Source organism: Lactobacillus sp. ESL0785 (genome assembly GCF_029395455.1).
In the GTDB taxonomy this organism is placed as follows: domain Bacteria; phylum Bacillota; class Bacilli; order Lactobacillales; family Lactobacillaceae; genus Lactobacillus.
Genome location: NZ_CP113916.1, coordinates 1,411,870 through 1,435,413, shown reverse-complemented (window position 1 = coordinate 1,435,413; position 23,544 = coordinate 1,411,870). Strand labels below are relative to the sequence as shown.

Below are 23,544 nucleotides of genomic sequence, written 5' to 3'. Positions count from 1 at the left end.
GGAGAAAGTATGAAACAAATTTATTTTAACCATGATGGGAACATTGACGATCTGGTCTCGTATTTACTGCTTTTGCAGGCACCTGATATTAAATTATTAGGGGTAGGGGCGATTGATGCTGATGGTTATGTTGATCCAGCAGTTGAGGTTTGTCGGAAGATGACCGACCGCTTTAATCTGCGTGGTGACAAGTTAGAAATCGCCAAGTCAGATTCGCGAGCAGTCAATCAGTTTCCTCAAGAATGGCGGACGGCTTCGTATTCTTTCAATTATTTGCCGCTTCTAAATGAATCTGGCAAAATGGTAACCAAACAGGCAGAGCTGCCAGCTCATTTAGACATGATTGCCAAGCTTAAAAGTGCAACAGAGCCAATTACCTTAGTAATGACAGGACCATTGACAGATTTGGCACGGGCACTTGATGAAGATCCAGCAATTGAAAGAAAAATTTCTAAACTTTATTGGATGGGTGGTTCACTTGATGGCCATGGCAATGTAGTGATGGTTAATGCTGATGGCAGCCAGGAGTGGAATGCCTTTTGGGATCCACAGGCTGTTAGTCGTGTGTTAGCATCGCACATTCCCATGCAAATTGTGGGGCTTGAAAGTAGTGAAGAATTACCGTTGACTGATGAATTACGGATGCATTGGGCAAGCTTACGCAAGTATCCAGCAATGGACTTGGTGGGGCAAGGGTACAGCTTGTTGGTTAATCCACCGGTGCAAACAGCGCAACTATATTTCTGGGATGTTTTGACTACAATTAGTGCTTTATATCCTGAAGTCGTTTCTGAAGTTGAGCAGCGTAAAGTTCGAGTGATTACTTCAGGAATTGCCCAAGGACGAATGGAAGACGCTCCAAATGGCCGTGAAATTACCTTAGTTACTAAAGCCAACAAGGAATTATTCTTCAAGCGGTTTGATGAATTGTTGGAGCAAAGTAAATAGTGCACAGGTCAAGACTTATTGCCTCAATTATGGCAATTGGATTACTTAGTTTCTTAGGAATTGTAATTGAAACTTCGCTGAACATTGCCTTTCCAATGTTAATGCGTGAGTTCAATTTGTCAGCTGGTACAGTCCAATGGTTAACGACTGGTTACATGTTGGTAGCGACAATTTTGATCCCATTTGGTTCTTTTTTGCGTCGTCGCTTTCGCTCACTTAACATTTTTCGCGTAGCAGTAGTTAGTTTCCTATTAGGGACAATATGTGCAAGTCTAGCAGCAGATTTTTCAATGATATTATTTGGTCGTCTACTAGAAGGAATTGCAGATGGGCTTTGTCTGCCTTTAATGTTTTCAATTATTTTAGAACAAGCTCCAAAAAAAGCTGTTGGCACCTTTATGGGAATTGGTAGTTTGGTTATTGCTTTTGCGCCTGCGGTTGGTCCAGTATATGGTGGTCTGGTACTAAAATATTGGTCATGGCACCAGCTGTTTTGGCTAATCATGCCAGTAATCATTTTGACGTGGCTGCTGGGCGAGTTAAGCATTACTCAAGTTAAAAAACCAGAACAGATTCAGTTTGACTTGCAAGGCGGATTACTATTGGCCGTTTTATTAACTGCTACATTATTGTTAGTGGTCAGTGTAACTTCAAACGGATCAAATTGGTTATGGCAATTAGTGCTGTTAATCATTGCGATAATTAGTTTGATTTTGTTTATAAAATGTGAACAGCACAAATCAATTAAGCTGCTAGATTTATCATTATTCCAAAAGAAAAATTTTGTAACTTTTTTGAGTGCATTCTTTTTACTTCAGCTGTTGTCATTGGCGATGTCTTACCTAATACCGAATGTTTTGCAACTGGCGTTTAAAGAATCAACGGCTACAACTGGACTGCTAGTTTTGCCGGCTGCGGTCACTGATGCAGTGATGTCAGCGATTGCTGGTCTTATTTATGATCATATTAGTCATAAGTTACCAATAATTATTGGTACGGGAATGATCGTTTTAATTTTTGGAGTGGCTAATTTGTTAATTCCTAGTGTTACATTGCTGGCAGCGATGTATATTATATTTATGATCGGCTTGGGGTTAAGTTACAGTAATATTATGACCTTAAGTTTAGCCCAGTTGTCAGAATCGGTGGTGGATGATGGCAATGCTATTTATATGACAGCTCAAAGTTATTCAGGAGCAGTTGGTACGGCACTTGCGGCTTCGCTGTTGGCTGTAATGCAAAAAGGGAATACAGTAATTGTAGTGGGGACACTGCAGGGACTGAAACTTAATTTAGTGGTCTTTCTAGCATTGGCACTAATTGCATTTTTCATGTGTAGTTGGTCATTATCTAAATTGAAAAATTAAATCAATAAAAAACGAGGTTCGCTTTTCGAATCTCGTTTTTTAAGTATATTAAAGCTAAAATTGCGTTTTAAGCTAAAGTATCCCAAACTGGCAGATCAGTGGTTGGACCTTCAGCCAAAGCAACTTGTTCAGGTGTTAGGTACTTCTTGTGGACAACAACTTCATAAGTATATTGCTTAAACCAGTCGTTAGTCATTACGAAGAAGCCCTTGTAGCCGTTCTTTTCACCCCAGGAATTTTCAACTTTCCATTGGCGAATATGACCGTTATCTTCATCAACACCAACTAAAGTCATGGCATGGGTTGAAGCGGCAGTGCCAGTACGCAGCTGATCGGCCTTAGACATCTTAGAGTTAATGCCAAACAAGTCATCTAATTGATACAGGTTGGTATCGAGATAACCTTGTTTACGGTCACTTTGCTCGCCAACATCGTTACCAAACCAAACAGCTTCGCCATCTTTTAATTGAGCAACAGCGGCTTGCTCAAGATATTCCATTGGTACGTTCAAGAATTTAACCCGATAGGAACCTTCAACATTGTCTTCAAATGGTAGTCCGTATAATTTGTCATACTCATGGTCAGGAGCATTAGTTAAGACGACATAGTCATCAAAGTCAACATCATCAAGATATTTATGTAAAAATTCAAGTGGCGTTAAATCTTTGTCCAAGTGATACTTCTTATCATCATCACGGTATTCCAAGTCAAATTTTTTAGGTGGTTCACCGACAGCGATTGCTGTCATTTGGTACACTTCACTTAAAAATTGTTGCCGTGTTTCCTCAATTTTTTTATCCTTGCCAGTCTGCTTTAATTCTCGCAATACTAATGCGTCCTTGCGCATTTTATCGCCCAAGGCTTTTGCAAAAGCATTCGTATTATTGGTGTTGAAATTTTCTGGCATGGCGTAAGTTGGCACAACCCCATATTTTGCAACTAAGGCTGCTGCCATGTGGAATTGACCGCCATCTTCGCCGGCATCGCGCAAATATGCTCTGACAGTCCGTGAGTCAAGTGGCTCATCGGCACTAGCTAAAATATTGTCGTAAAAAATATTGGCGCGTTCAATTTTATCCCAGAAAAAGTTGTAACTTTGTGAGAAGGTAAAGTTTTTAACATGGTATTTTTGTCCAAAATTGTGTCGCAAAATGTTTAACGTTGCAAATTCCCAGCAGCGACCAGATTGTTGCTGGTTAGTAACGTTTTCTGTGTCTAATTCTGTTGAAAAAACGCGTGTCAATTCACCTTGTACACGTTCATTATATGAAGCCATAAGAACACCGCTCTTTTGAGCAGCTCGAGCAACAACTTGATTTTGGGGATTCTCGTTAAACTTGTCAGCGAACTGTTCAAGTTCTTGTACGGTTAATTTGTGTCCCATATCGTATCTCCTTTTTAATCTTTTTTGAATTACTCTCTAATTTTAAGCTAAAAGAAAACCGAGTTCAATTACTGAACTCGGTTTTTTTATTGCTAGCCTAATGGATCCCAAACGGGTAAATCTTCAGCAATTGGACCTTCAGCTAAGGCAACTTGCTCTGGTGTCAAATATTTTTTATGAACGGCAACTTCGTAAACATAGTCGTTGAACCAATCATTGCTCATGACGAAGTAACCATTTTCTCCAACTTGATCGCCCCAGGAATTTTCAACTTTCCAGCGGCGAACTTGACCACGATCTTCATCAACACCAACTAAAGTCATAGCGTGTGAAAAGTTGGCCTCGCCTGTTCGTAAACGGTCAGCTTTGGACATTTTTAGGTCAACATCAAACAAGCTATCCATTTGGTATAAATTAGAATCAAGATAGCCTTTAGGTCGGTCAAGTTGCTGGAGCACATCGTTACCAAACCAAACGGCTTCGCCGTCTTTTAACTGTTTGATTGCAGCAGTGGTTAAGTATTCCATTGGTACGTTGAGTAGTTTAATTTCACAAAGTCCGGCAATGTTGTTGTCAGCAGAATAGCCATAAAGTTTACCATATTCATGGTTAGGTGAATTGGTTAAAACAACATAATCATTTACATCAAGGTCACCCAGATATTTGTGCAAGAAAGTTTGCGGCGTTAACTCTTTATCTAAATAATATTTGCCATGATCATCGCGGAATTCAAGATCAAATTTCTTAGGTGGTTCGCCAACGGCAATAGCGGTCATACGGTAAATCTCACTCAAAAATTGTTCTTGAGCTTGAGCAACTTCATCGTCTTGACCAGCCTGCTTTAATTTACGTAAAACGAGGGCATCCTTACGCATCTTTTTACCAAGAGCCATTTGTAAACCATCAGTATTATTAGCGTTAAAACTTTCTGGCATGGCATAACTTGGTACCACACCATATTTTTGAACAAGTGCTGCGGCTAATTGCCAGTGTCCACCATCTTGACCAGCACTAGCAAGATATTTGCGAACTGTACGTGAATCTAGTGATTGGTCGGCAGTTGCGATGATATGGTTATAAAAAATGTTGGCCCGCTCAATTTTATCCCAGAAAAAATTATAACTTTGTGAAAAAGTAAAATCCTTAATCTGATACTTGCGGGCAAAATAATGCCGTAGAACATTCAATGCTGCAAATTCCCAGCAACGTCCTGAATGTTTCTGTGCTGTGACTTTACCGATATTTAATTCAGTTGAAAAGACACGGTTTAAATCGTTAGCAACTTGCTGGTCGTTATATGAAGCAGCAAAAATACCACTTTTTTGGGTTGCTCGGGCAATAACTTGATTTTTAGGTTCTTGATTGAAAGCAGCAGCATATTTTTCTAATTCTTGAGTTGTAAGTTGATGACTCATTGCGTAATTCTCCCTTTTTAATTTTTGTTTAATAAATATTTTATCCCAAAAGAAAAACGAGTTCAATAGCTGAACTCGTTTTAGAGAATTACTTGTATTGGCAACTTATCTGAGACTTCCTGCAAGTATAATAATAAGTTAATCGATTTGAATCGAGTTATCACTGGTCTTAGCAGTTTGCTTTGGCAGAGTGATAGTCAATACACCATTATCATACTTTGCATGAATCTCACTTGCAACTACATTTGGTAATCTAAAGCTGCGGGAAATGTGACCTACACTTCTTTCACGGTGGATAATGCTGCTATCTTTTGATAAATCTTTAAATGATTTTCTTGAGCCGGAAACGCTCAAAACCCCATTATTATAGTTTAAATTAATCTTTTCTTTATCCATGCCAGGCATATCAACCTTGACAACATAGTTCTTGTCGTTTTCAACAACATCAGCCTGCATTAATTTTGCCATTTCGTTATTATCAAAAAATTTCTGTGGAAGGTCAAACCAATCATTCATTGCGTCAAATAAGTCATTACGACGATTCGTTAAATCTTGTGCCATAGTAAAAACTTCCTTTCAAAAATTAAATTATTTGTAGAGAAGACTTTCATTTCTTCCTTACACTGATTATTATAGTAGGCATATTTGAAAAAATAAAATATTTAGCACTCTTAATTTTAGAGTGCTAATTTAGAGAAGAAAATGTTGCTGTTATCAGTGATTTTGCTTGTGGATAATTTTAGCAAAAAATATGAGGGAGACAATTAACGATGGTTTATTATCAAAAAATGACACCAAAAGGTTATCAGAAAATTAAGGATGAAATTGCACAATTGAAAAAAGAGCGCCCGCGGCGAATTAAAATTTTGCAGGAAGCACGAAGTATGGGTGATTTATCTGAGAATACCGAGTATACAGAGGCCAAACGTGATTTGGGTCATTTACAAAGTCGCTTGCGTTATCTTGATAAGCAATTAAAGTATGCGGAAATTGTTAAAAAGCAGGATGACGGCAAGGTCGACTTAGGCAACCGAGTGACATTGAAGTTTGCCGATGATGAGATAACTGAAGAATATCAGATTGTTGGCCGAATGGAAGCTGATTTGGCAAGAGGCAAGGTAGCGTTTGATTCTCCATTAGGACAAGCAATTATGAAAAAGCAGGTTGGAACTCAAGTCACGGTGGCAGCTCCTGCAGGTAATTATCAGGTAACAATTATTAAAATTGAATAATCAGTGAAGCAATATGCAAGTGCTGATAAATCCGCAAAAAATATTGCTTGTGCGCCAAAATAGTTAAATTTAGATATTCTCAATCTTTTGCAAGTGCTATCGTTAAATCTAAAATAAGAGAGGAGAATTATTTATGCTTAAATGGATTTTAGCGCGACCAGATTCAGATAAACGGGTACCGCAAGAAAAAATTGCCAGTACTTATAAATGGCGGCAATTAGGTGTTTTGCTTGCAACATGTATTGGCTATATTGGGTATTACATTATTAGGCTAGTGTTTACAACTGAGCAAAACGATATTATGAAAGCTTACCACTTTACCACTGCTGACGTTGGCTTGATTTTGTCCTGCTTTGGCATAGGATATGGTGTTGCCAAACTATTTATGGGTGCATTGGCTGATAAGTGTGATGCTAACCGTTATCTGATGTTAGGCTTGTTACTATCGGCAATTTTAAATATCTTTTTGGGCAGTAGCCGTAATTTATATATTATGATGCTGTTGATGTTTTTGATTGCCGTAACTCAAGGAATGGGTGCTGCTGCCTGTCAACGGATGATCCAGTTATGGTGGGGGCCTAGAATGCGGGGCACCATGTATTCAATTTGGTCTTCAGCACATAATGCAGGTTCGTTTATCTGTGTTGCAGTAGTTCAGTTAGCGAGTTTTTTGTTTGCTGGCTCATTAGCAGCTGTCTTTTATACAGCTTCGGTAGTGTCCTTTATTATTTGCGTTTTGATCTTATTGTTAGGTGCTGATCGTCCAGCAGTTGTTGGGCTGCCTGATATTTCAACTTATACTGGTGATAAGGTAGTCTTGGATAATGGTCAGACAGTGACTTCTGATTCAACGCAGTTAAGTATCATGCAAATCTTCGTTAAGTATATTTTAAAAAATAAACTTGTTTGGGCTGTTACCTTAACGTCGATGTCACTATATTTAGTACGTTATGGTATTCAAAGTTGGATTCCATCATATTTAGTTCAAACTAAGGGTTTTGATCCTAGTGTTGCTAAGTGGGTAATCGGAATTTTTGAATTAGCGTCTGTTCCGGGAGTAATCATCATCGGGGCAATCTCTGATTTGCTTAAAGGCCGGCGGGCTCAAGTTTCAATTGCTTGTGTTATCGGTGTACTGCTATGTTTGACAGTTTATTTCTTTACTAATAATCATACTTTGATTATTACGGCCTTGATTATTATGGGTAATTTGATTTATGCGCCACTGACTTTAGTGGGATTAATGATTAATGAAGTTGTACCAAAGTTTGCAGTTGGTGCCTCAACTGGGTTTATGGGCTTTTTCCAATATATCTTTGGTGAAACACTGGCAACAGCTCTTATTGGGGTTTTGGTTAACCAGTTTGGTTGGATTGCCAGCAATACAATCTTGTACTTAGCTTCAGGCTTGGCCATTATCTTTTTACTTTATACGGCAAGAAGTGAAAAAAAGATGCGGCAAGAAGCGGTAGCTAAGTTATAAGGTAGTGTCAATTGCTTTAACTGATATTAGGATGGTAGAAATAGATTAGAAAAAATTTGTTGATGTTTCATAAAATTGCTTTTTTTTGCTATAATATGGGATTTGTAGGGTATACAAATAGATAGAGGTAATTTGTCGTGAATACACCAGCATCAAGAGAGGGCAACCTAATCCGCTACATCATCTACTTTATTGCATATTTAATGGTTGCCGGCGTGGTTAAATTGGTAACCATTAATTCACCAATTCATATCTGGGATTTGATTTTATTTGCATTAATTTCTTTGATGGTTTTACTATTTTTTATTTATCGGTTTAATCGTGAGCAGCGCTTTTTTGATCGCAGCTTTTCTGGCTCGTGGCTTGGTAATTTTGGCCTGACTATTGGCTTGACTTTGGTTGTTACCGCCTTACGGATTAGTGTTTCTTGGCTGCAAGCTTATGGTAAGGTGCGAATGTATGGTTTTCAAACGGTTTATCTGCATCATGAGTCTAATTCGACTTACTGGTTTTTGCTGATTGCGCTGGGGATAGTTTTGCCAGTCCTGCAAGAATTTCTGATTACTGGCTTTTTATTCAACTATACTTTTCGGCGTAATACAATGTTTACCGCTGTTTTGGGTATAATGACGTCGGGTATCCTGTTTAGTATCTTGAATTGGCAGAGTTCAATACCGCTTCTCGTAATTAATGCACTATTTGGAATGTTGTTTGCCTGGTCGTATCTCTACACACAGACATTGTGGATGCCAATTTATTTGGCGATTGTTAACGGTGTGATTTTGTTAATTATGACGTAAAAATAAAAAGAGCAATGATTGAAAAATCATTGCTCTTTTTTATTAAAGCGGATAGCGTGAATCGAACCCGCATCTTCAGCTTGGGAAGCTAACATTCTACCGTTAAACTATACCCGCATTACTAAAACAGTTTATCATGTTTTGTTGATAAAACCAAGTATTGATTAAAAATAATTACTGTAATATTATTTATGTAAGCGTTTATATAATAATGAAGGAGTAAACAATGGTAAGACAGATAAAAAAATGGTTATTAGCCTTGATTACTGTGACAGTAGTTATTGGCCTTGCAGCTACGCAATCAGTTCAAGCTAAATCAAGTAAGAAATTTGAATTAGGAATTGAAGTCCTAATGAAGCAAAAGCAAGGATTATTAAAAGGTAAGAGAGTAGGGTTAGTTACTAATCCAACAGGAGTTGACCAGCAGCTACGTAGTGATGTTGACTTGTTATACAATGATCCTAAAATTAATCTAACGGCATTGTACGGTCCTGAACATGGGGTAAGAGGAAGTTCACCAGCAGGTGGGTATGTTGAATCATATACTGATCCTGAAACAAAATTGCCAGTTTATAGTCTTTATGGCAAAACACAAAAGCCAACAGCAGATATGCTGAAGAATGTTGATGTATTATTGTTTGATATTCAAGATGCTGGTGTAACATATTATACATATGTATGGACATTGTATTACGTTTTACAGGCAGCAGCTGAAAATCATAAGCAGGTAATTGTTTTAGATCGTCCTAATCCCTTAGGTGGTACTAGAGTTGAAGGACCAGTAACCGTTGAAGCGGGTAATTCATCCTTTGTTGGATTAAAAGATTTAGCACTAGTTCACGGAATGACTTTTGGGGAAATCGCGGAATATTTTAATAAAGAATATAATTTAAATGCTGATTTATCAGTGATTAAAATGAAAAATTATGATCGGCGTAAACGTTATGCTGATTTGAAAATTCCGTTTGTTATGCCATCACCTAATATGCCAACAACAGATACGATTAATGTTTATCCAATGACTGGTTTTTATGAAACTTTTGCGAATGTTTCAGAAGGTAGAGGTACAACCAAGCCATTTCAGCTAGTAGGTGCAGATTTTGTTGATGGTACTGCTTATGCTAAACAATTAAATGATTTACACTTAACTGGAGTTAAATTTAGAGCAGCAGCCTTTACACCTGATCCAGGTCAAAAAGATGCCGGCAAATTAACTCAAGGAGTAGAGGTTTACGTTACCGATCCAAATAAGTATGATCCAATTTATGATGGCTTATCAATGATGAAAGTTCTCAATGATGACTATAGTGATAAGGTTGAGTGGCGAAAAGATAATTGGCTGGCTAAGTTAACAGGTAAATCTTATATTGAAAAAGATTTGCGTGCAGGAGTTCCAGTAAAACAAATTGTTGCCAAGTGGCAGCCTGAATTGAAGAAATTCAAGCAAGTGAGAAAACATTATTTGCTGTATAAAATTCCTGGCAAAAAATAGTTCAATATTAAAAAACGTTAGTTGTAAAATGCTAACGTTTTTTATGTTAGCTTTATTTTCTTTCCGGCATCTTAGTAGCCGTCAGGGGCATCTGGCTGCGGTCAATTAAGCTGGAAAAGTTTTGAAAAAGCCAGCGGCGTAATTCACTAGATGCAATAACTAGCGGCATCCGGTCGTGAATTGGAGCCATAACTGGGTTGGGCTTAGTAGTCACCATTGAAAAATGGTCATCTTGATAAATATCAGCAATTAAAGTTAATGGCGCATTGGGATTATGAAAAGAATAACGTTCATGATATTTGTGACCATTGGCAGAATAGGTGTTGCATCCTGATTCAAAAAAATTTCGTACGATAATCAGACACCGTGAACGTGCAAATGAAGTATCCCACATTGAATTCTTTTGTTCATAAAAGCGTTCAATGCGGGCATTGAAAATCACTTTTTTGCTGTCAATTGGGCTGGGATAGCCCCAAGACTTCGGTAATAGTTGCAATTGTTTCTTATGATAAAGTAAAACTGGTGCTTGACCTTTAGGGAAGACATTTTGATTTTGCGGTAAGTTATTTGCTGGTTCAATTAGGGGCAAGTTGAGGTCACTAACAAGGTATTGTTTAATTTCTGCTAAAGTAGGCAGTTGGAATTGATTGCACATTGTTCCTCCAGGTTTAATCATTGCTTAATTTTTGGTAAAATTAAGTATTCAATACTGCATAAATAGGATTTTTATTTTTAAAGAAGGCAAAAGATAAATGGAAAAGAAAGTTATTTTAACAGGTGATCGACCAACAGGTAAGTTGCACATTGGTCATTATATTGGTTCGTTGAAAAACCGTGTTAAGCTGCAGAATTCAGGCGCGTATCACCCATTCATCATGATTGCGGACACGCAGGCATTAACCGACAATGCTCGTAATCCAGAAAAGATTCGCAATAGTCTAATTCAAGTGGCGCTTGACTATTTGGCTGTTGGCATTGATCCGCAAATTTCCACGATTTTTGTACAATCACAAATTCCCGCCTTGTTTGAATTGACGGCTTATTACATGGACTTAGTTACAGTTAGTCGGTTGGAGCGTAATCCAACAGTTAAAACTGAGATTAAGCAAAAGGGATTTAACGATTCGCTTCCAGTGGGCTTTTTAAATTATCCTGTTTCGCAGGCTGCTGATATTACAGCATTTAAGGCAACATTGGTTCCAGCAGGTGACGATCAAGAGCCGATGATTGAGCAGGCACGTGAAATTGTGCGTACCTTTAATCGCGTTTATGATTGCGATGTGCTGGTTGAGCCTCAAGGTTACTTTCCTGAAGAGGGGAGTGGTCGTTTACCCGGACTTGACGGTAACGCTAAAATGTCGAAATCGCTGGGCAACGCTATTTATTTGGCTGATGATGCCAAAACTGTCCAAAAGAAAGTCATGTCAATGTATACTGATCCTAATCACATTCATGTTGAAGATCCAGGTAAAATTGAGGGGAATACCGTTTTTACCTACCTTGATGTTTTTGATCCTAATAAAGATAAGGTAGCAGAATTAAAGGCAAATTACCAAAAAGGTGGCTTAGGTGATGTCAAAATTAAACGTTACTTGAATCAGGTTTTGGAAGCAGAATTAGCGCCAATTCGACAGCGCCGTGAAAAATTTGCTCAAGATGAAGATGCAGTTTATGAAATGCTTCAAGAAGGTTCCAAGAAGGCTAATGAAGTTGCTAATGAAACCTTGCGTGAAGTGCGGGCAGCAATTGGCTTGAACTACTTTGACAAGAGGTAAAAAATGCGTGATCGAATTCCGTGGAAGCAATATTTTATGATGCAAGCTTTAGTTATTGCACAGAGATCTACTTGTGATCGGGCTCTTGTTGGTAATGTCCTAGTTAAGGATAATCGCATTATCGGGACAGGCTATAATGGTTCAGTTACGGGGGCATCACACTGCGATGATGTTGGCCACCAATTGGTTGATGGCCATTGTGTGCGCACAATTCATTCCGAAATGAATTCGCTGATTCAATGCGCTAAAAATGGCGTTTCAACTGATAATACGGAAATTTATGTAACGCATTTTCCTTGTTATAATTGTGCTAAGGCGTTAGTTCAAGCTGGAGTTAAGAAAATTAATTATTACTTTGATTATCATGATAATCCACTGGTAATTGCACTTTTTGAAGATTGTGGGGTTCCCTATGAGCAAATTAAGATTGACCGTAAATACGTCGAACAATTGGCACATAAATTGGAGGATGCTGAAAACTAAGTTGGTACTGATTGCCAGTTTGTGTGGGTTATTTTGGACAATGACAGGGATGACAAATCCTAATATTCAAGATAATAGTCATTTGTTAGACCACGAGACTAATAAATTAATTATTGCCAAAAATGATCGTTATTGGCAGACGGGTGAACAGCCACAGATTATTGTCCGAACGATTAATCGCATTGAACAACTAACACCTAAAAATTTGAGTAAAGCTAAGCATACTGTGTATATCATTGTTGGAACTAAAGGAAAAAAACATAATGTGCAGATCTATTCAAGTAAAGATTTGCATGCGGCATTCACAGCCGATATCCGCAGTAATATTATTCGCTCACAGTCAGATAAATTGCGTAGTAGTAGTAAAAAGCAATTTAATCAGGGATTGCGTTTTGTATTTAGAGCTTGTGCAACAACAATTGACCAGCAATACCAATATTCGTTTGACAAGTATGACTTAACTAATGATGAACGGTCGCAGATTGTGCACCCACACCGTTTAGCTTTGCCAATTGCACTAGCATTAGTAATTGTAGTTGCTGGCTTGTATTACTTTTTCAAACGTAATTTACAGCTCCGAAGTGCAAATAAAAATAAGTAAATTGGTTGACTTGGTGTGTGGTTATGGATTACACTCACCATGTAATTAAATAAAACAAAACAAATAAACTGTTAGGTGAGACTCCTACGTGAACACACGCTATCGCCCAGAAACATCTAGAGATGCCAACGAGTTAAATAGGTGTCGTCGATTTAAGGCGAGATCCAGATAGCTAGCATGTGCTTACGTCACGTAGTGTTAAAGCTGAACGACGAGTATATTATTTATGATACCTTGTTTAAAAAGGTCGCCTGCAGCTTTTGCATGCGGCCTTTTTTGGTTTGTTTGAGTTTTTTTAAAATAAGGAGTGGTGAGAATGCTGAAAAAACCAAGTGATCAAACTGAAAGCAAGGACCTGCAGCTAGTCAGGACAATTGCTAAGGAATCACGAGCCGAAACATTGGCACGGTTGCATGCCAGCAGCAACGGTTTGTCAACTAAGCAAGCAAAAAAGAACCGAGAAGAGTATGGTTCAAATAAAATTGCCTCAAACAAACATGATTCGAAGTTACGCTTTTTAGCCGAAGCGTTTATCACGCCATTCACATTAGTTCTGTTGGTACTAGCGACTTTGTCTTTGTGTACTGATTATCTTTTTGTTCCCGCTGGGCAAAAGGATCTGAGTACAGTAATCATCATGCTGACAATGGTCATAATTTCTGGTATTACTAGTTTTGTGCAAAATGTTAAGTCATCAAATGCAGTTAATTCTCTGCTAAAGATGGTGTCGGTTACAACTGATATTATCCGTGACGGTAAGGATCAAGAAATTGCTACTGACAAGGTAGTTGTTGGCGATGTAATCAGACTAGCAGCTGGTGATATGGTGCCGGCTGATATGCGGCTGCTTTCTAGTAAAGACCTTTTTTGTTCGTCAAGTTCACTCAATGGTGAATCAAGTCCAGTGGAAAAAATGGCGACAAAAAAGCCCGGAATTGGTCAAGATCGTGATTATTTGGATTACCCAAATATTTTATATGAAGGGACAACGATTGTTTCTGGTGCGGGTTTAGGCGTTGTCTTTGCAACAGGCTCTCATACCATGTTTGGTAAATTAGCTCACGATATTGCTAGAAATGATGTTAAGAATACCACTTTCGATGTGGGCATTAAAAATATTTCTAAGCTGTTAATTACTATGACTGCAATTATTGCACCATTAGTATTTATTATCAATGGGTTGACTAAAGGTAATTGGGTTGATGCGTTAATCTTTGCCATCGCAACAGCCGTCGGCTTAACTCCAGAAATGTTACCAGTAATTGTTACAACGAACTTAGTTAAAGGTTCAGTTGAAATGTCAAAGCATGGCACAATTGTAAAGAAGATGAATTCCATTCAGAATTTTGGCTCGGCTGATGTTCTTTGTACAGATAAGACAGGAACACTAACGCAGGATAAAGTTGTGCTTGAGCGTCATTACGACTTAAATTTACGTGAAACTTCTAAAATTTTGGAATTAGGCTATCTTAATTCTTATTACCAAACAGGGATGAAGAACCTGATTGATAAGGCAATTATTGAAGCTGCTGGTGATGAGCTTGATGTTAATGAAATCCAGCGTGATTACAATAAAATTGATGAAATTCCGTTTGATTTTTCTAGACGGCGCATGAGTGTTGTAGTTGAAAATTCTGACCGTGAACACGGCGAGCATCTGTTGGTAACTAAGGGAGCTGCTGAGGAAATGTTAGCCGTGTCTACTAAAGTTGAGGTGGATGGGCAGATTTTACCATTAACGCCAGAACGCAGGCAGAAAGTGCTGGCTAAAATTAATGATATGAACGATGATGGCTTGCGCGTAATTATGCTTGGTTATAAGCGGAATCCTGCTCCTGTCGGGGAATTTTCGGCTAAGGATGAAAGTGATTTGATCTTATGTGGCTTTTTAGCTTTTCTTGATCCACCGAAGGAAAGTGCGAAGAATGCTTTGGCTAAGCTAGCGCGTGATGGTATCACTGTTAAAATCTTGACAGGAGATAATGAAGCCGTTACAAGAACCGTTGGTTTACAAGTAGGGTTGAATGTTGATAATGTCTATTCTGGCTCTGACTTAGATGGTAAGAGTCCAGAAGAATTAGCTAAGATGGTTGAAGAATGTAATATCTTTGTAAAACTTTCACCAGAAGATAAGACTAAAATTATTAATCTTTTGAAGCAAAATGGTCATACTGTCGGTTACATGGGCGATGGCATTAATGATGCGCCAGCAATGAAAGCAGCCGATGTCTCGATTTCAGTGGATACTGCAGTGGATATTGCTAAGGAATCAGCTGACATTATTTTGCTGCACAAGGACTTAAATGTCCTCGAAAAGGGTGTCAGAATTGGCCGGAAAGTCTTTGGCAATACGATGAAGTATATTAAAATTACCTTATCGTCAAACTTTGGTAATATTTTATCAATTTTGGTTGCCTCATCATTTTTGCCATTTTTGCCAATGCTGCCGCTGCAATTACTGATTCTAGATTTACTTTACGGGACAAGTTGTCTATCGTTACCATTTGATACGATGTCAGACAGTTATTTGAAACAGCCACGGACATGGTCAACGAAAAAATTACCGAAGTTTATGTTTTACTTTGGGCCAACTTCATCGGTATTTGATATTGTTACCTTTGGTTTGTTATACTTTCTAATTTGTCCGCATTTGGTTGGTGGTGCATACAATGCCATTTCACCAGCACAAAAGGTAGCGTTTGTAGCCTTGTTCCACACTGGTTGGTTTATTGAGTCACTGTGGACGCAAGAAATGGTTATCCATGCTTTGCGTGACCGGCATTTGCCATTTATCAAGCAGCATGCAACTTATGCGGTTATCTTGGCAACCTTTGGTGCAGGAATTATTGGTACTTTACTACCGTTCTCTTTTGCTGCAGGTGCGTTGAAGTTTGGTCCGATGCCGCTTGACTATATGTGGGTAATACTCGGAATTTTAATTCTGTATATTTTATTGACAACAGTGGTTAAGCACTTTTACTTAAAGCAAGAAAAATTTTTGATTTAAATATTAATGCAAAAATTATCTGAGAAAAATAGGCTTCTTAGACACTCAAAAATAGATCAAGTATTCCTGTTGGGAAAACTTGATCTATATTTTTTTGCTTGACACGGTTATCTTATGCTGCAATCTGGTTTTTGTTAACAAAGTTGTGAAAGCTCGGGCGAATAATTAAATCGAGTGGCTAATAGACAGGTATATAATTGTTACTAATAAAAATATTTAATATAAGTCTTTTTGAGGTAAATGATAAAATAAAAAATCGAAAATTAGTGTTGTTATTTGCAGTAGTTACATTTGCTGTCGCACCAACATAAACTTATTATATTTTTTACTGCAAAATGTATCTATAATAATAACAATGTTTAGCTTTTACTGAGATAAAAATTAAAATATCAAGCAAAAATCCTCATAATGCAATTTTTACGCTCTTTTAGTGTAGTATAATGAACTGAAAACAGTAAAATCCTAAGGAGAAACAAATATGGCTGATAAAAAAACTTTTTATGTTACAACACCAATCTATTATCCATCCGGCCGTTTAACGATCGGGAATGCGTATACTACAATTGCGGCTGATACCATTGCGCGTTACAAGCGCAGCCAAGGTTATGATACCTTCTTTTTAACCGGGACTGACGAGCACGGCTTAAAAATTGAACAAAAGGCTGAGAAGCAAGGCATCAAGCCGCAAGAGTTTGTAGACAAGATGGTTGTGATGTATAAGAAATTATGGAAGAGCCTTGATATTTCTTATGACAAATTTATCCGGACAACGGACGAGGAGCACGTTAAGAGTGTACAGAAGATTTTTGAAAAGTTATTAAAGCAAGGCGACATTTACCTTGGTGAATACACTGGTTGGTATTCAGTTGAAGATGAAGAATACTTTACTGAGTCACAGCTTGCTGAAGTCTATAAGGACGATGCTGGTAACGTAATCGGCGGCAAGGCTCCATCCGGTCATGAAGTGCAGTTAGTTAAGGAGCCGTCATACTTCTTCAAGATGAGTAAGTACGCTGACCGTTTGCAGCAATACTACAAGGATCATCCTGACTTTATCTTGCCGCACTCTCGGGAAAAAGAAATGGTTAATAACTTCTTAAAGCCAGGTCTTGAAGACTTATCAGTTACACGGACAACGGTTTCTTGGGGGATTCCTGTGCCAAGTGATCCTAAACACGTGGTTTATGTCTGGATTGACGCTTTATCAAACTATATTACAGCACTAGGTTATGGCTCTGACGATGATTCCTTATTTAAGAAATACTGGCCAGCTGATGTTCATTTGGTTGGTAAGGAAATTGTGCGCTTCCATACCATTTATTGGCCAATTATGTTAATGGCACTAGACTTGCCGCTTCCAGAACACGTTATTGGTCACGGTTGGGTATTGATGAAGGACGGTAAGATGTCTAAGTCCAAAGGTAACGCTGTTTATCCGGAATCAATTACAAGCCGTTATGGTGTTGATGCTTTGCGTTACTATTTAATGCGGGCATTGCCATTTGGCTCAGATGGTGTCTTTACGCCAGAGGACTTTGTTGAGAGAGTTAACTATGATTTGGCAAATGACCTGGGCAACTTGCTTAACCGGACTGTTTCGATGATTAACCAATATCAAGATGGTCATGTTGCACCAGTTGCTTCAGAGCAAGATGAATTAGGCAAGCAATTGGCTGCTGTTGCAGAAGAAACGATTGCCGACTACAAGAAGAACATGGATAAGCTTTACTTTACTCAAGCAATTGAAGGAATTTGGAAGTTTATTGGTCGTGCCAACAAGTATATTGACGAAACAACACCTTGGGCTTTGAACAAGGCGGGCAAGAAGGAAGAATTGTCTTTGGTAATGTCCAACTTAGCTGAAAGTTTACGAATTGTTGCCCTACTAATTGCGCCAATTATGACTAGAACACCAGTAGAGATGTTTAGACAACTTGGCTTAGATTGGGAAAATGCTGCCCAAAAGAAATTAGCCTTTGGCGACTGCACTTGGGATGTTAAGGTAACAGAGAAGCCAACCCCAATTTATCCTCGTTTAAAGCCGGAAGAAGAAATTAAGTACATTAAAGACGAGATGGCTAAGGCTAAGCCAAAGAAGCAGAGCCGTAGTGAACAAGGCAAAGATCCAGAAATTACCATTGATGATTTTGATAAGGTTAAGATTAAAGTTGGTAAAATTTTGTCAGTTGAGCCAGTTCAAGGATCAAGCAAGTTGTTGAAATTCCAGCTGGACTTTGGTAATGGTGATGAACGGCAAATCTTGAGCGGAATCCGTAAGTATTATCCAAATGCTAGTGAATTACTTGACCGTAAAGTCTTAGCCGTAACTAACTTGAAGCCGCGTAAGATGGTCGGTCAAATGAGTCAAGGCATGTTATTATCAAGTGAAAAAGGCGGTCAAGTTAAGCTGGCCCTAGTTGGTGATGAACACGAAGTTGGAGCCGAATTAGGTTAATGGAATTAATTGATAACCATACACATCTGCAGGATGAACCGTTTCGTGGCAAAGAAGCATTTTACGTTGACCGGGCCAAAGAGCTGGGTGTTACAAAGATGATTTGCGCGGGGCAAGATCCAGATTTTAATAAGCGGGCAATTGACCTTAGCCAGCGTTTTGATAACGTTTATGCCATGGTTGGTTATTGCCCTGATGTTGCTAAGGATTATGACCAGCAAGCAGAAGATTTGCTAATTGAACAGCTGCAAACTCCCGGTGTGGTTGCCATGGGTGAGATTGGACTTGATTATTATTGGGATGAATCTCCAAGAGATAAGCAGCGGGCAGTAATGAAGCGTCAGATTGAAGTGGCTCACGAGTTGCATTTGCCAGTTGATATTCATACGAGGGATGCTTTTAGTGACTGCTATGATATTTTACGCAGCAGTAACCTTGAATACGGTGCAATTCTGCACAGTTTCAATGGTGACTCTGCTTGGCTCAAAAAGTTCATGGAGCTAAATGTTTGTTTTTCTTACTCTGGTGTAGTTTCCTTTACTAAGGCAACTGAAGTCCATGAGTCTGCCAGACAAACACCGCTTGACCGCTTGTTGATTGAAACGGATGCACCGTTTTTGACGCCGAAACCGTATCGCGGTAAACAAAACGAGCCAGGTAACGTTTACTATGTGGCTCAGGCAATTGCCGAACTGAAAGATATTCCAATAGAAAAAGTTGCTGCGGCAACTTATGCAAATACTGTGAGAGTTTATGGTCTTAACTAAAAAACAATTTAATGCGGTTGTGGTCGTTGAGGGAAAAGACGACACAATTCGGCTGAAACAATTTTTCCCGGGAATTGAAACAATTGAGACTAACGGTTCAGATGTGCCGCAAACCGTCTTGACAGAGTTAAAAGAACTGATTAAAACGCGGGATGTCATTGTTCTGACTGATCCTGATCTCAATGGTGAGCGAATTCGCCGATTAGTGACACAAGCAGTCCCGCAAGCTAAGCAAGCATTTATTACGCGTAAAGAAGGAGTCCCACAAAAACGTGGTAATTCTTTGGGCGTTGAACATGCATCAAAAGAGGCCTTAACGCGGGCTTTGAGCGCTTTACATGAAGTTAAGCTTGAGCAAAGCGATTTGACTAAAGAGGCTTATCAAAAGTTAGGTCTAGCTAGTGGTCAGGGTTCACGCCAATTACGTGAACGCGTTGGTATTAAGTTGCGGGTCGGTTATGGTAATGCCAAGCAATTTTATAAACGGCTGCACACTTTTGGCATAACTCGAGAAAAATTAACGCAGGCTGTTGAGGAGGCAAAGCATGAATAACGAAATTCCTATTGGATCGCCAGTTAGAACGCAGGCAATTATTAATCGTTATTTTGTCAAGGCCAAGAAAAATTTAGGTCAGAATTTTCTGGTTGATCTGAATGCAATTCAAGGAATTGTGCAGGCGGCAGATATTCGGCCGGGTGACCAAGTAATCGAAATTGGCCCGGGGATTGGCTCTTTAACTGAACAGCTTTTGTATGCGGGAGCGAAAGTTTTTGCTTATGAAGTCGATGACGCGTTGCCGGAAATTTTAAATAATGAATTGCCACGGCAAATTGCCGGGGTGCCAATTAAAGATCGTTTTGAATTAATGATGAAGGACATCTTAAAGGCAAACTTCAAGGCAGATTTGCAGGACTTTTTTGACTTGACTAAGCCAATTAAGGTTGTTGCCAACTTGCCCTATTACATTACAACACCGATTATTTTTTTCTTGAACGAATCAGAATTGGACTTTGCTAGTTTAACCTTAATGATGCAAAAAGAAGTTGCCGACCGGTTAAGTGCTGTGCCGGGCAACAAGGAATATGGTCCGCTTTCGATTGCCGTACAGATTGAAATGAAGGTAACGTCAGCTTTAACTGTTAAAAATACATCGTTTATTCCTAAGCCGCGAGTTGATTCTAGTGTTGTTGTGTTAACGCCATTAGTGCAAAAGCCAGATGTTGGTGAGATTAAGCACTTTAATTGGGTAGTGAAAATGTGTTTTGCACAAAGACGCAAGACGCTAAATAACAATTTGAAGAATTTGGTGCCAGAAGCTGATAAGCGAGCAGAGTTGATTAAAGCCTTAGGTGTAGATCCACGGATTCGTCCTGAACAATTGACAATTGCGCAGTTTGCCCAAATTGCACGGGCTATTCCAGTGCAAAAGTAATATTTGCTCGGATTTTTACAATTACTAAAAAATAATTGAAATATTTGTCACAATATGGTAAAATAGCTCCTAAAGGAGTTGTTTTTAGTGCCAACATCAATTATTACCATTAAACATAAATTAGATTCACATTTAGGTGATCCTTTAACAGTAGTTGCAAGAGCCGGACGTAAGAAGGTAACGAAGAGACATGGAATTTTGAAAGAAACATTCCCTGCTGTCTTCGTTGTTGACTTAGATCAAGATCAGAATAATTTTGAGCATGTCTCTTATAGTTATACGGATTTGTTAACCAAAAATATTACATTGAAATTTAATGATGAAGCCGAAGAAGCTGAAGCATAATTTAGAAAAAATGAGTTTTTTGGCATTGACATTTTGGAAAATGTTGGTGCCTTTTTTTATGGCTTAAGGTATAGTAATTATTAATAAAAAAGCAAACATTAGGAAGGAGATACTATGAAACGTTCAGAGAGATTAGTTGATATGACCAAACGCTTAATGGAGCGACCACACGAATTAATTCCGTTGCCATTTTTTGCTAAACAATATGGTGCTGCTAAGTCGTCGATTTCCGAAGATTTGTCTATCCTAAAACACACTTTGGCAGCTAATCAAGATGGTATTTTGGAAACGGTGGCTGGTGCTGCTGGAGGCGTTCGTTATGTTCCGTTTTGGGGGAAGAAGCACGCTCAGAATTATTTGACAGATTTGGCTGCGCGAATTGAAGATCCAGAGCGGATCTTGGCTGGTGGCTTTGTTTATTTATCCGATATTTTAGGAAACCCACAGGACTTAGAAAAGATTGGTAAGCTGGTTGCTACGCGCTACGCCTACTCTAATATTGATGTCGTTATGACAATTGAAACTAAAGGAATTGCACTTGCTCAGGCAGTTGCTCGTTACCTTAATGTCCCGTTTATTATTGCACGCAAGCGTTCGAAGGTGACGGAGGGAGCAACAGTTTCTGTCAATTATATTTCTTCTTCACTTGATCGAGTATCCAAAATGGAATTGCCAACACGAGTTTTGAATGAAAATTCTAATGTTTTACTCGTGGATGATTTTATGATGGCTGGTGGAACTCTAACAGGAATGCAGCAGTTAGTTAAGGAATTTAACAGTAATATTGCTGGTGTTTGTGTGCTTTGTGAAGCTGATTTTGATGATGTGAAGTTGATTGAGGGTCACTTGTCATTGGTCAAGATTAAGAAAGTAGATCCAGCTAAACGAGTTATCTTGGCAGAACCGGGCAACTTTGTGGTACATACCGATTTTAACCGCTTTTAAAATTAAATGATATACTGGAATTTAGTTGCAATTTAAAAATAAAACGAGGTTAAAATTAATGAAAAAGTTTGTAGTTGTCCTTGCCGCAGGTAAGGGTACACGAATGAAGTCTAAGTTGTACAAGGTGCTGCATCAAGTATGTGGTAAGCCAATGGTTGAGCATGTTGTGGAAGCTGCGGAAGCAATTAATCCTGACAAGATTGTAACCGTTGTTGGTAACGGGGCTGATGAAGTAGAAAAAGTACTTGCTGGCAAGTCAGAATTTGTTTTGCAAGAAAAGCAATTGGGAACAGGAGATGCTGTTCTTACTGCCCAAACAGAATTAGCTGATCAAGTAGGTGCTACCTTAGTAATTACAGGTGACACTCCGCTTTTTACTAGTCAAACTTTTCAAAATTTGTTTGATTACCATCAAAAAAAGGGTAATGCAGCAACGGTTTTGACAGCCCAAGCACCTAATCCTTACGGGTATGGTCGGATTATTCGTGATGAACAAGGTAATGTCTTGCGAATTGTCGAACAAAAGGACGGCAATACTGAAGAATTGCAGGTTAATGAAATCAATACTGGCGTTTTTTGCTTCGATAATCAGAAGCTTTTTGCTGCATTGAAGCATGTTACTAATAATAATGCTCAAGGTGAGTATTACTTAACTGATGTGCTGGAGATATTACGTAATCATGGTGAACATGTTGGTGCCTATAAGATGCCTGATTTTAGTGAAAGTCTTGGTGTTAATGATCGCATTGCCTTGGCCCAAGCAACTAAAATTATGCAGAAGCGAATTAATGAAGAACACATGCGTAATGGCGTTTCGTTTGTTGATCCAGCCACTGCTTACATTGATGCTGACGTTGAGATTGGCTGTGATACGGTTATTGAGGCTAATGTGGTTATCAAGGGTAAAACCGTGATTGGTAATGATTGTTTGATTACCACGGGTTCTAGAATTGTTGATACTAAAATAGGTAATCATGTGACAGTTACTTCATCAACACTAGAAAATGCTACAATGGCTGATCATACGGATATTGGCCCTAATTCTCATTTGCGACCTAATGCGGTAATCTGTTCAGGTGCTCATGTTGGTAATTTTGTTGAAATTAAAAATGCTACAATTGGTGAGAATTCTAAAGTTGGTCATCTGACTTATGTGGGTGATGCTACTTTGGGTAAAGATGTTAACGTTGGTTGTGGGACCATTTTTGCTAACTATGATGGTGTGCAAAAAGATCATACAACTGTGGGTGATAAGTCCTTTATTGGTTCAGGTGCGACCTTGGTTGCGCCAGTTAATGTTGCTGATCATGCCTTTGTTGCTGCTGATTCCACAATTACTAAAGACGTTGCTAGGTATGATATGGCAATTGCCCGTGGTCGACAAGTTAATAAACCAGATTATTGGCATAAACTGGCTTTATCAAAGAGTGAAGACTGGCAATAATTAAATTGGTTAAATTTATAAAGGGTTTTCTAATGATAGAAAGCTCTTTTTTACTTTAATTAAGTTAATTTGTGTTAAGAATCAATAACAACTTGGTAACGTTGCTTTACACGGGCATTTTTTAGGTTACAATATGAAATAATAAATTAAAACAAAAATTTGATGTGA

Annotated in this window: 21 protein-coding genes, 1 tRNA gene and 1 riboswitch; of the genes, 17 read left to right on the top strand and 5 right to left on the bottom strand. The window is 38.6% G+C overall.

Annotated elements, in window-relative coordinates:
- Nucleotides 1–9 precede the first annotated feature (9 nt).
- Nucleotides 10–948 carry a nucleoside hydrolase gene (locus OZY43_RS06880; protein WP_277164358.1) on the top strand — a complete coding sequence of 313 codons (939 nt, stop codon included), beginning with the start codon at nt 10–12 and terminating at the stop codon, nt 946–948.
- On the top strand, nt 948–2,315 hold the full coding sequence (locus tag OZY43_RS06875; protein ID WP_277164356.1) for an MFS transporter: 1,368 nt from the start codon (nt 948–950) through the stop codon (nt 2,313–2,315). Before OZY43_RS06880 ends, OZY43_RS06875 begins: the two co-directional genes overlap by 1 nt.
- Nucleotides 2,316–2,382: 67 nt before the next feature.
- On the opposite strand, the gene OZY43_RS06870 is transcribed toward OZY43_RS06875, so the two are convergent.
- The 3 genes from OZY43_RS06870 to OZY43_RS06860 form a co-directional block, all read right to left on the bottom strand.
- Nucleotides 2,383–3,699 carry a C1 family peptidase gene (locus tag OZY43_RS06870; RefSeq protein ID WP_277164354.1) on the bottom strand — a complete coding sequence of 439 codons (1,317 nt, stop codon included), beginning with the start codon at nt 3,697–3,699 and terminating at the stop codon, nt 2,383–2,385.
- Nucleotides 3,700–3,791: 92 nt separating this feature from the next.
- Nucleotides 3,792–5,114: a C1 family peptidase gene (locus OZY43_RS06865; RefSeq protein ID WP_277164352.1), complete on the bottom strand. Its 1,323-nt coding sequence runs from the start codon at nt 5,112–5,114 to the stop codon at nt 3,792–3,794.
- Between the two features lie 138 nt (nt 5,115–5,252).
- Nucleotides 5,253–5,675, bottom strand: coding sequence for an Hsp20/alpha crystallin family protein (locus OZY43_RS06860; protein ID WP_277164350.1), 423 nt, complete (start codon nt 5,673–5,675; stop codon nt 5,253–5,255).
- 209 nt (nt 5,676–5,884) lie between these two features.
- On the opposite strand from OZY43_RS06860, the gene greA reads away from it, so the two are divergent.
- The 3 genes from greA to OZY43_RS06845 all read left to right on the top strand — a co-directional run bounded on the left by greA (nt 5,885) and on the right by OZY43_RS06845 (nt 8,629).
- The gene (greA, locus tag OZY43_RS06855; protein ID WP_277164348.1) at nt 5,885–6,346 is read left to right on the top strand and encodes a transcription elongation factor GreA; all 462 of its coding nucleotides are present in this window, start codon (nt 5,885–5,887) and stop codon (nt 6,344–6,346) included.
- Nucleotides 6,347–6,479: 133 nt separating this feature from the next.
- Nucleotides 6,480–7,829, top strand: coding sequence for an MFS transporter (locus tag OZY43_RS06850; RefSeq protein ID WP_277164346.1), 1,350 nt, complete (start codon nt 6,480–6,482; stop codon nt 7,827–7,829).
- Nucleotides 7,830–7,966: 137 nt separating this feature from the next.
- Nucleotides 7,967–8,629, top strand: coding sequence for a type II CAAX endopeptidase family protein (locus tag OZY43_RS06845; protein WP_277164344.1), 663 nt, complete (start codon nt 7,967–7,969; stop codon nt 8,627–8,629).
- A gap of 46 nt (nt 8,630–8,675) precedes the next feature.
- Here the strand turns inward: OZY43_RS06845 and OZY43_RS06840 are convergent.
- Nucleotides 8,676–8,746 (bottom strand) — tRNA-Gly (locus OZY43_RS06840).
- Between the two features lie 109 nt (nt 8,747–8,855).
- Between OZY43_RS06840 and OZY43_RS06835 the strand changes: the two genes are divergently transcribed.
- Nucleotides 8,856–10,121 carry a DUF1343 domain-containing protein gene (locus OZY43_RS06835; protein ID WP_277164342.1) on the top strand — a complete coding sequence of 422 codons (1,266 nt, stop codon included), beginning with the start codon at nt 8,856–8,858 and terminating at the stop codon, nt 10,119–10,121.
- Nucleotides 10,122–10,173: 52 nt separating this feature from the next.
- On the opposite strand, the gene OZY43_RS06830 is transcribed toward OZY43_RS06835, so the two are convergent.
- Nucleotides 10,174–10,776, bottom strand: coding sequence for an SOS response-associated peptidase family protein (locus OZY43_RS06830; protein ID WP_277164340.1), 603 nt, complete (start codon nt 10,774–10,776; stop codon nt 10,174–10,176).
- 97 nt (nt 10,777–10,873) lie between these two features.
- On the opposite strand from OZY43_RS06830, the gene trpS reads away from it, so the two are divergent.
- The 11 genes from trpS to glmU all read left to right on the top strand — a co-directional run bounded on the left by trpS (nt 10,874) and on the right by glmU (nt 23,376).
- Entirely contained in the window at nt 10,874–11,896 is a 1,023-nt protein-coding gene (gene trpS, locus OZY43_RS06825) for a tryptophan--tRNA ligase (RefSeq protein ID WP_277164338.1), read from the top strand.
- Between the two features lie 3 nt (nt 11,897–11,899).
- On the top strand, nt 11,900–12,379 hold the full coding sequence (locus OZY43_RS06820) for a deaminase (RefSeq protein WP_277164336.1): 480 nt from the start codon (nt 11,900–11,902) through the stop codon (nt 12,377–12,379).
- Nucleotides 12,366–12,980 (top strand): TPM domain-containing protein, encoded by a 615-nt coding sequence (locus OZY43_RS06815; protein ID WP_277164334.1) that lies wholly within the window; start codon nt 12,366–12,368, stop codon nt 12,978–12,980. The genes OZY43_RS06820 and OZY43_RS06815 overlap by 14 nt, the downstream gene beginning before the upstream one ends.
- Before the next feature lie 60 nt (nt 12,981–13,040).
- A riboswitch (M-box (ykoK) riboswitch) is annotated at nt 13,041–13,204 on the top strand.
- A 92-nt stretch (nt 13,205–13,296) separates the two neighbouring features.
- Nucleotides 13,297–15,987: a magnesium-translocating P-type ATPase gene (gene mgtA, locus OZY43_RS06810; RefSeq protein WP_277164332.1), complete on the top strand. Its 2,691-nt coding sequence runs from the start codon at nt 13,297–13,299 to the stop codon at nt 15,985–15,987.
- Between the two features lie 478 nt (nt 15,988–16,465).
- On the top strand, nt 16,466–18,442 hold the full coding sequence (gene metG, locus OZY43_RS06805) for a methionine--tRNA ligase (protein ID WP_277164330.1): 1,977 nt from the start codon (nt 16,466–16,468) through the stop codon (nt 18,440–18,442).
- Entirely contained in the window at nt 18,442–19,209 is a 768-nt protein-coding gene (locus tag OZY43_RS06800) for a TatD family hydrolase (protein ID WP_277164328.1), read from the top strand. The genes metG and OZY43_RS06800 overlap by 1 nt, the downstream gene beginning before the upstream one ends.
- Nucleotides 19,196–19,762 (top strand): ribonuclease M5, encoded by a 567-nt coding sequence (gene rnmV, locus OZY43_RS06795; RefSeq protein ID WP_277164325.1) that lies wholly within the window; start codon nt 19,196–19,198, stop codon nt 19,760–19,762. Before OZY43_RS06800 ends, rnmV begins: the two co-directional genes overlap by 14 nt.
- Nucleotides 19,755–20,642, top strand: coding sequence for a 16S rRNA (adenine(1518)-N(6)/adenine(1519)-N(6))-dimethyltransferase RsmA (gene rsmA / locus OZY43_RS06790; protein ID WP_277164323.1), 888 nt, complete (start codon nt 19,755–19,757; stop codon nt 20,640–20,642). The genes rnmV and rsmA overlap by 8 nt, the downstream gene beginning before the upstream one ends.
- Nucleotides 20,643–20,729: 87 nt before the next feature.
- A complete protein-coding gene (locus OZY43_RS06785) occupies nt 20,730–20,987 on the top strand; it encodes a Veg family protein (RefSeq protein ID WP_277164321.1) in 258 nt (85 codons plus the stop codon).
- Between the two features lie 114 nt (nt 20,988–21,101).
- Complete coding sequence (gene purR / locus OZY43_RS06780) at nt 21,102–21,932, top strand: pur operon repressor (RefSeq protein ID WP_277164319.1); 831 nt, start codon at nt 21,102–21,104, stop codon at nt 21,930–21,932.
- Between the two features lie 58 nt (nt 21,933–21,990).
- Complete coding sequence (gene glmU / locus OZY43_RS06775) at nt 21,991–23,376, top strand: bifunctional UDP-N-acetylglucosamine diphosphorylase/glucosamine-1-phosphate N-acetyltransferase GlmU (RefSeq protein ID WP_277164317.1); 1,386 nt, start codon at nt 21,991–21,993, stop codon at nt 23,374–23,376.
- Nucleotides 23,377–23,544 lie beyond the last annotated feature (168 nt).

Excerpts from the sequence above, each read along its gene's own strand:
- metG (WP_277164330.1), top strand. The coding sequence starts at position 16,466 with ATGGCTGATAAAAAAACTTTTTATGTTACAACACCAATCTATTATCCA.
- OZY43_RS06860 (WP_277164350.1), bottom strand. The coding sequence starts at position 5,675 with ATGGCACAAGATTTAACGAATCGTCGTAATGACTTATTTGACGCAATG.
- OZY43_RS06815 (WP_277164334.1), top strand. The coding sequence starts at position 12,366 with ATGCTGAAAACTAAGTTGGTACTGATTGCCAGTTTGTGTGGGTTATTT.
- trpS (WP_277164338.1), top strand. The coding sequence starts at position 10,874 with ATGGAAAAGAAAGTTATTTTAACAGGTGATCGACCAACAGGTAAGTTG.
- OZY43_RS06820 (WP_277164336.1), top strand. The coding sequence starts at position 11,900 with ATGCGTGATCGAATTCCGTGGAAGCAATATTTTATGATGCAAGCTTTA.
- greA (WP_277164348.1), top strand. The coding sequence starts at position 5,885 with ATGGTTTATTATCAAAAAATGACACCAAAAGGTTATCAGAAAATTAAG.
- OZY43_RS06850 (WP_277164346.1), top strand. The coding sequence starts at position 6,480 with ATGCTTAAATGGATTTTAGCGCGACCAGATTCAGATAAACGGGTACCG.
- mgtA (WP_277164332.1), top strand. The coding sequence starts at position 13,297 with ATGCTGAAAAAACCAAGTGATCAAACTGAAAGCAAGGACCTGCAGCTA.
- OZY43_RS06880 (WP_277164358.1), top strand. The coding sequence starts at position 10 with ATGAAACAAATTTATTTTAACCATGATGGGAACATTGACGATCTGGTC.
- OZY43_RS06835 (WP_277164342.1), top strand. The coding sequence starts at position 8,856 with ATGGTAAGACAGATAAAAAAATGGTTATTAGCCTTGATTACTGTGACA.
- rnmV (WP_277164325.1), top strand. The coding sequence starts at position 19,196 with ATGGTCTTAACTAAAAAACAATTTAATGCGGTTGTGGTCGTTGAGGGA.
- OZY43_RS06800 (WP_277164328.1), top strand. The coding sequence starts at position 18,442 with ATGGAATTAATTGATAACCATACACATCTGCAGGATGAACCGTTTCGT.
- purR (WP_277164319.1), top strand. The coding sequence starts at position 21,102 with ATGAAACGTTCAGAGAGATTAGTTGATATGACCAAACGCTTAATGGAG.
- OZY43_RS06830 (WP_277164340.1), bottom strand. The coding sequence starts at position 10,776 with ATGTGCAATCAATTCCAACTGCCTACTTTAGCAGAAATTAAACAATAC.
- glmU (WP_277164317.1), top strand. The coding sequence starts at position 21,991 with ATGAAAAAGTTTGTAGTTGTCCTTGCCGCAGGTAAGGGTACACGAATG.
- rsmA (WP_277164323.1), top strand. The coding sequence starts at position 19,755 with ATGAATAACGAAATTCCTATTGGATCGCCAGTTAGAACGCAGGCAATT.
- OZY43_RS06865 (WP_277164352.1), bottom strand. The coding sequence starts at position 5,114 with ATGAGTCATCAACTTACAACTCAAGAATTAGAAAAATATGCTGCTGCT.
- OZY43_RS06870 (WP_277164354.1), bottom strand. The coding sequence starts at position 3,699 with ATGGGACACAAATTAACCGTACAAGAACTTGAACAGTTCGCTGACAAG.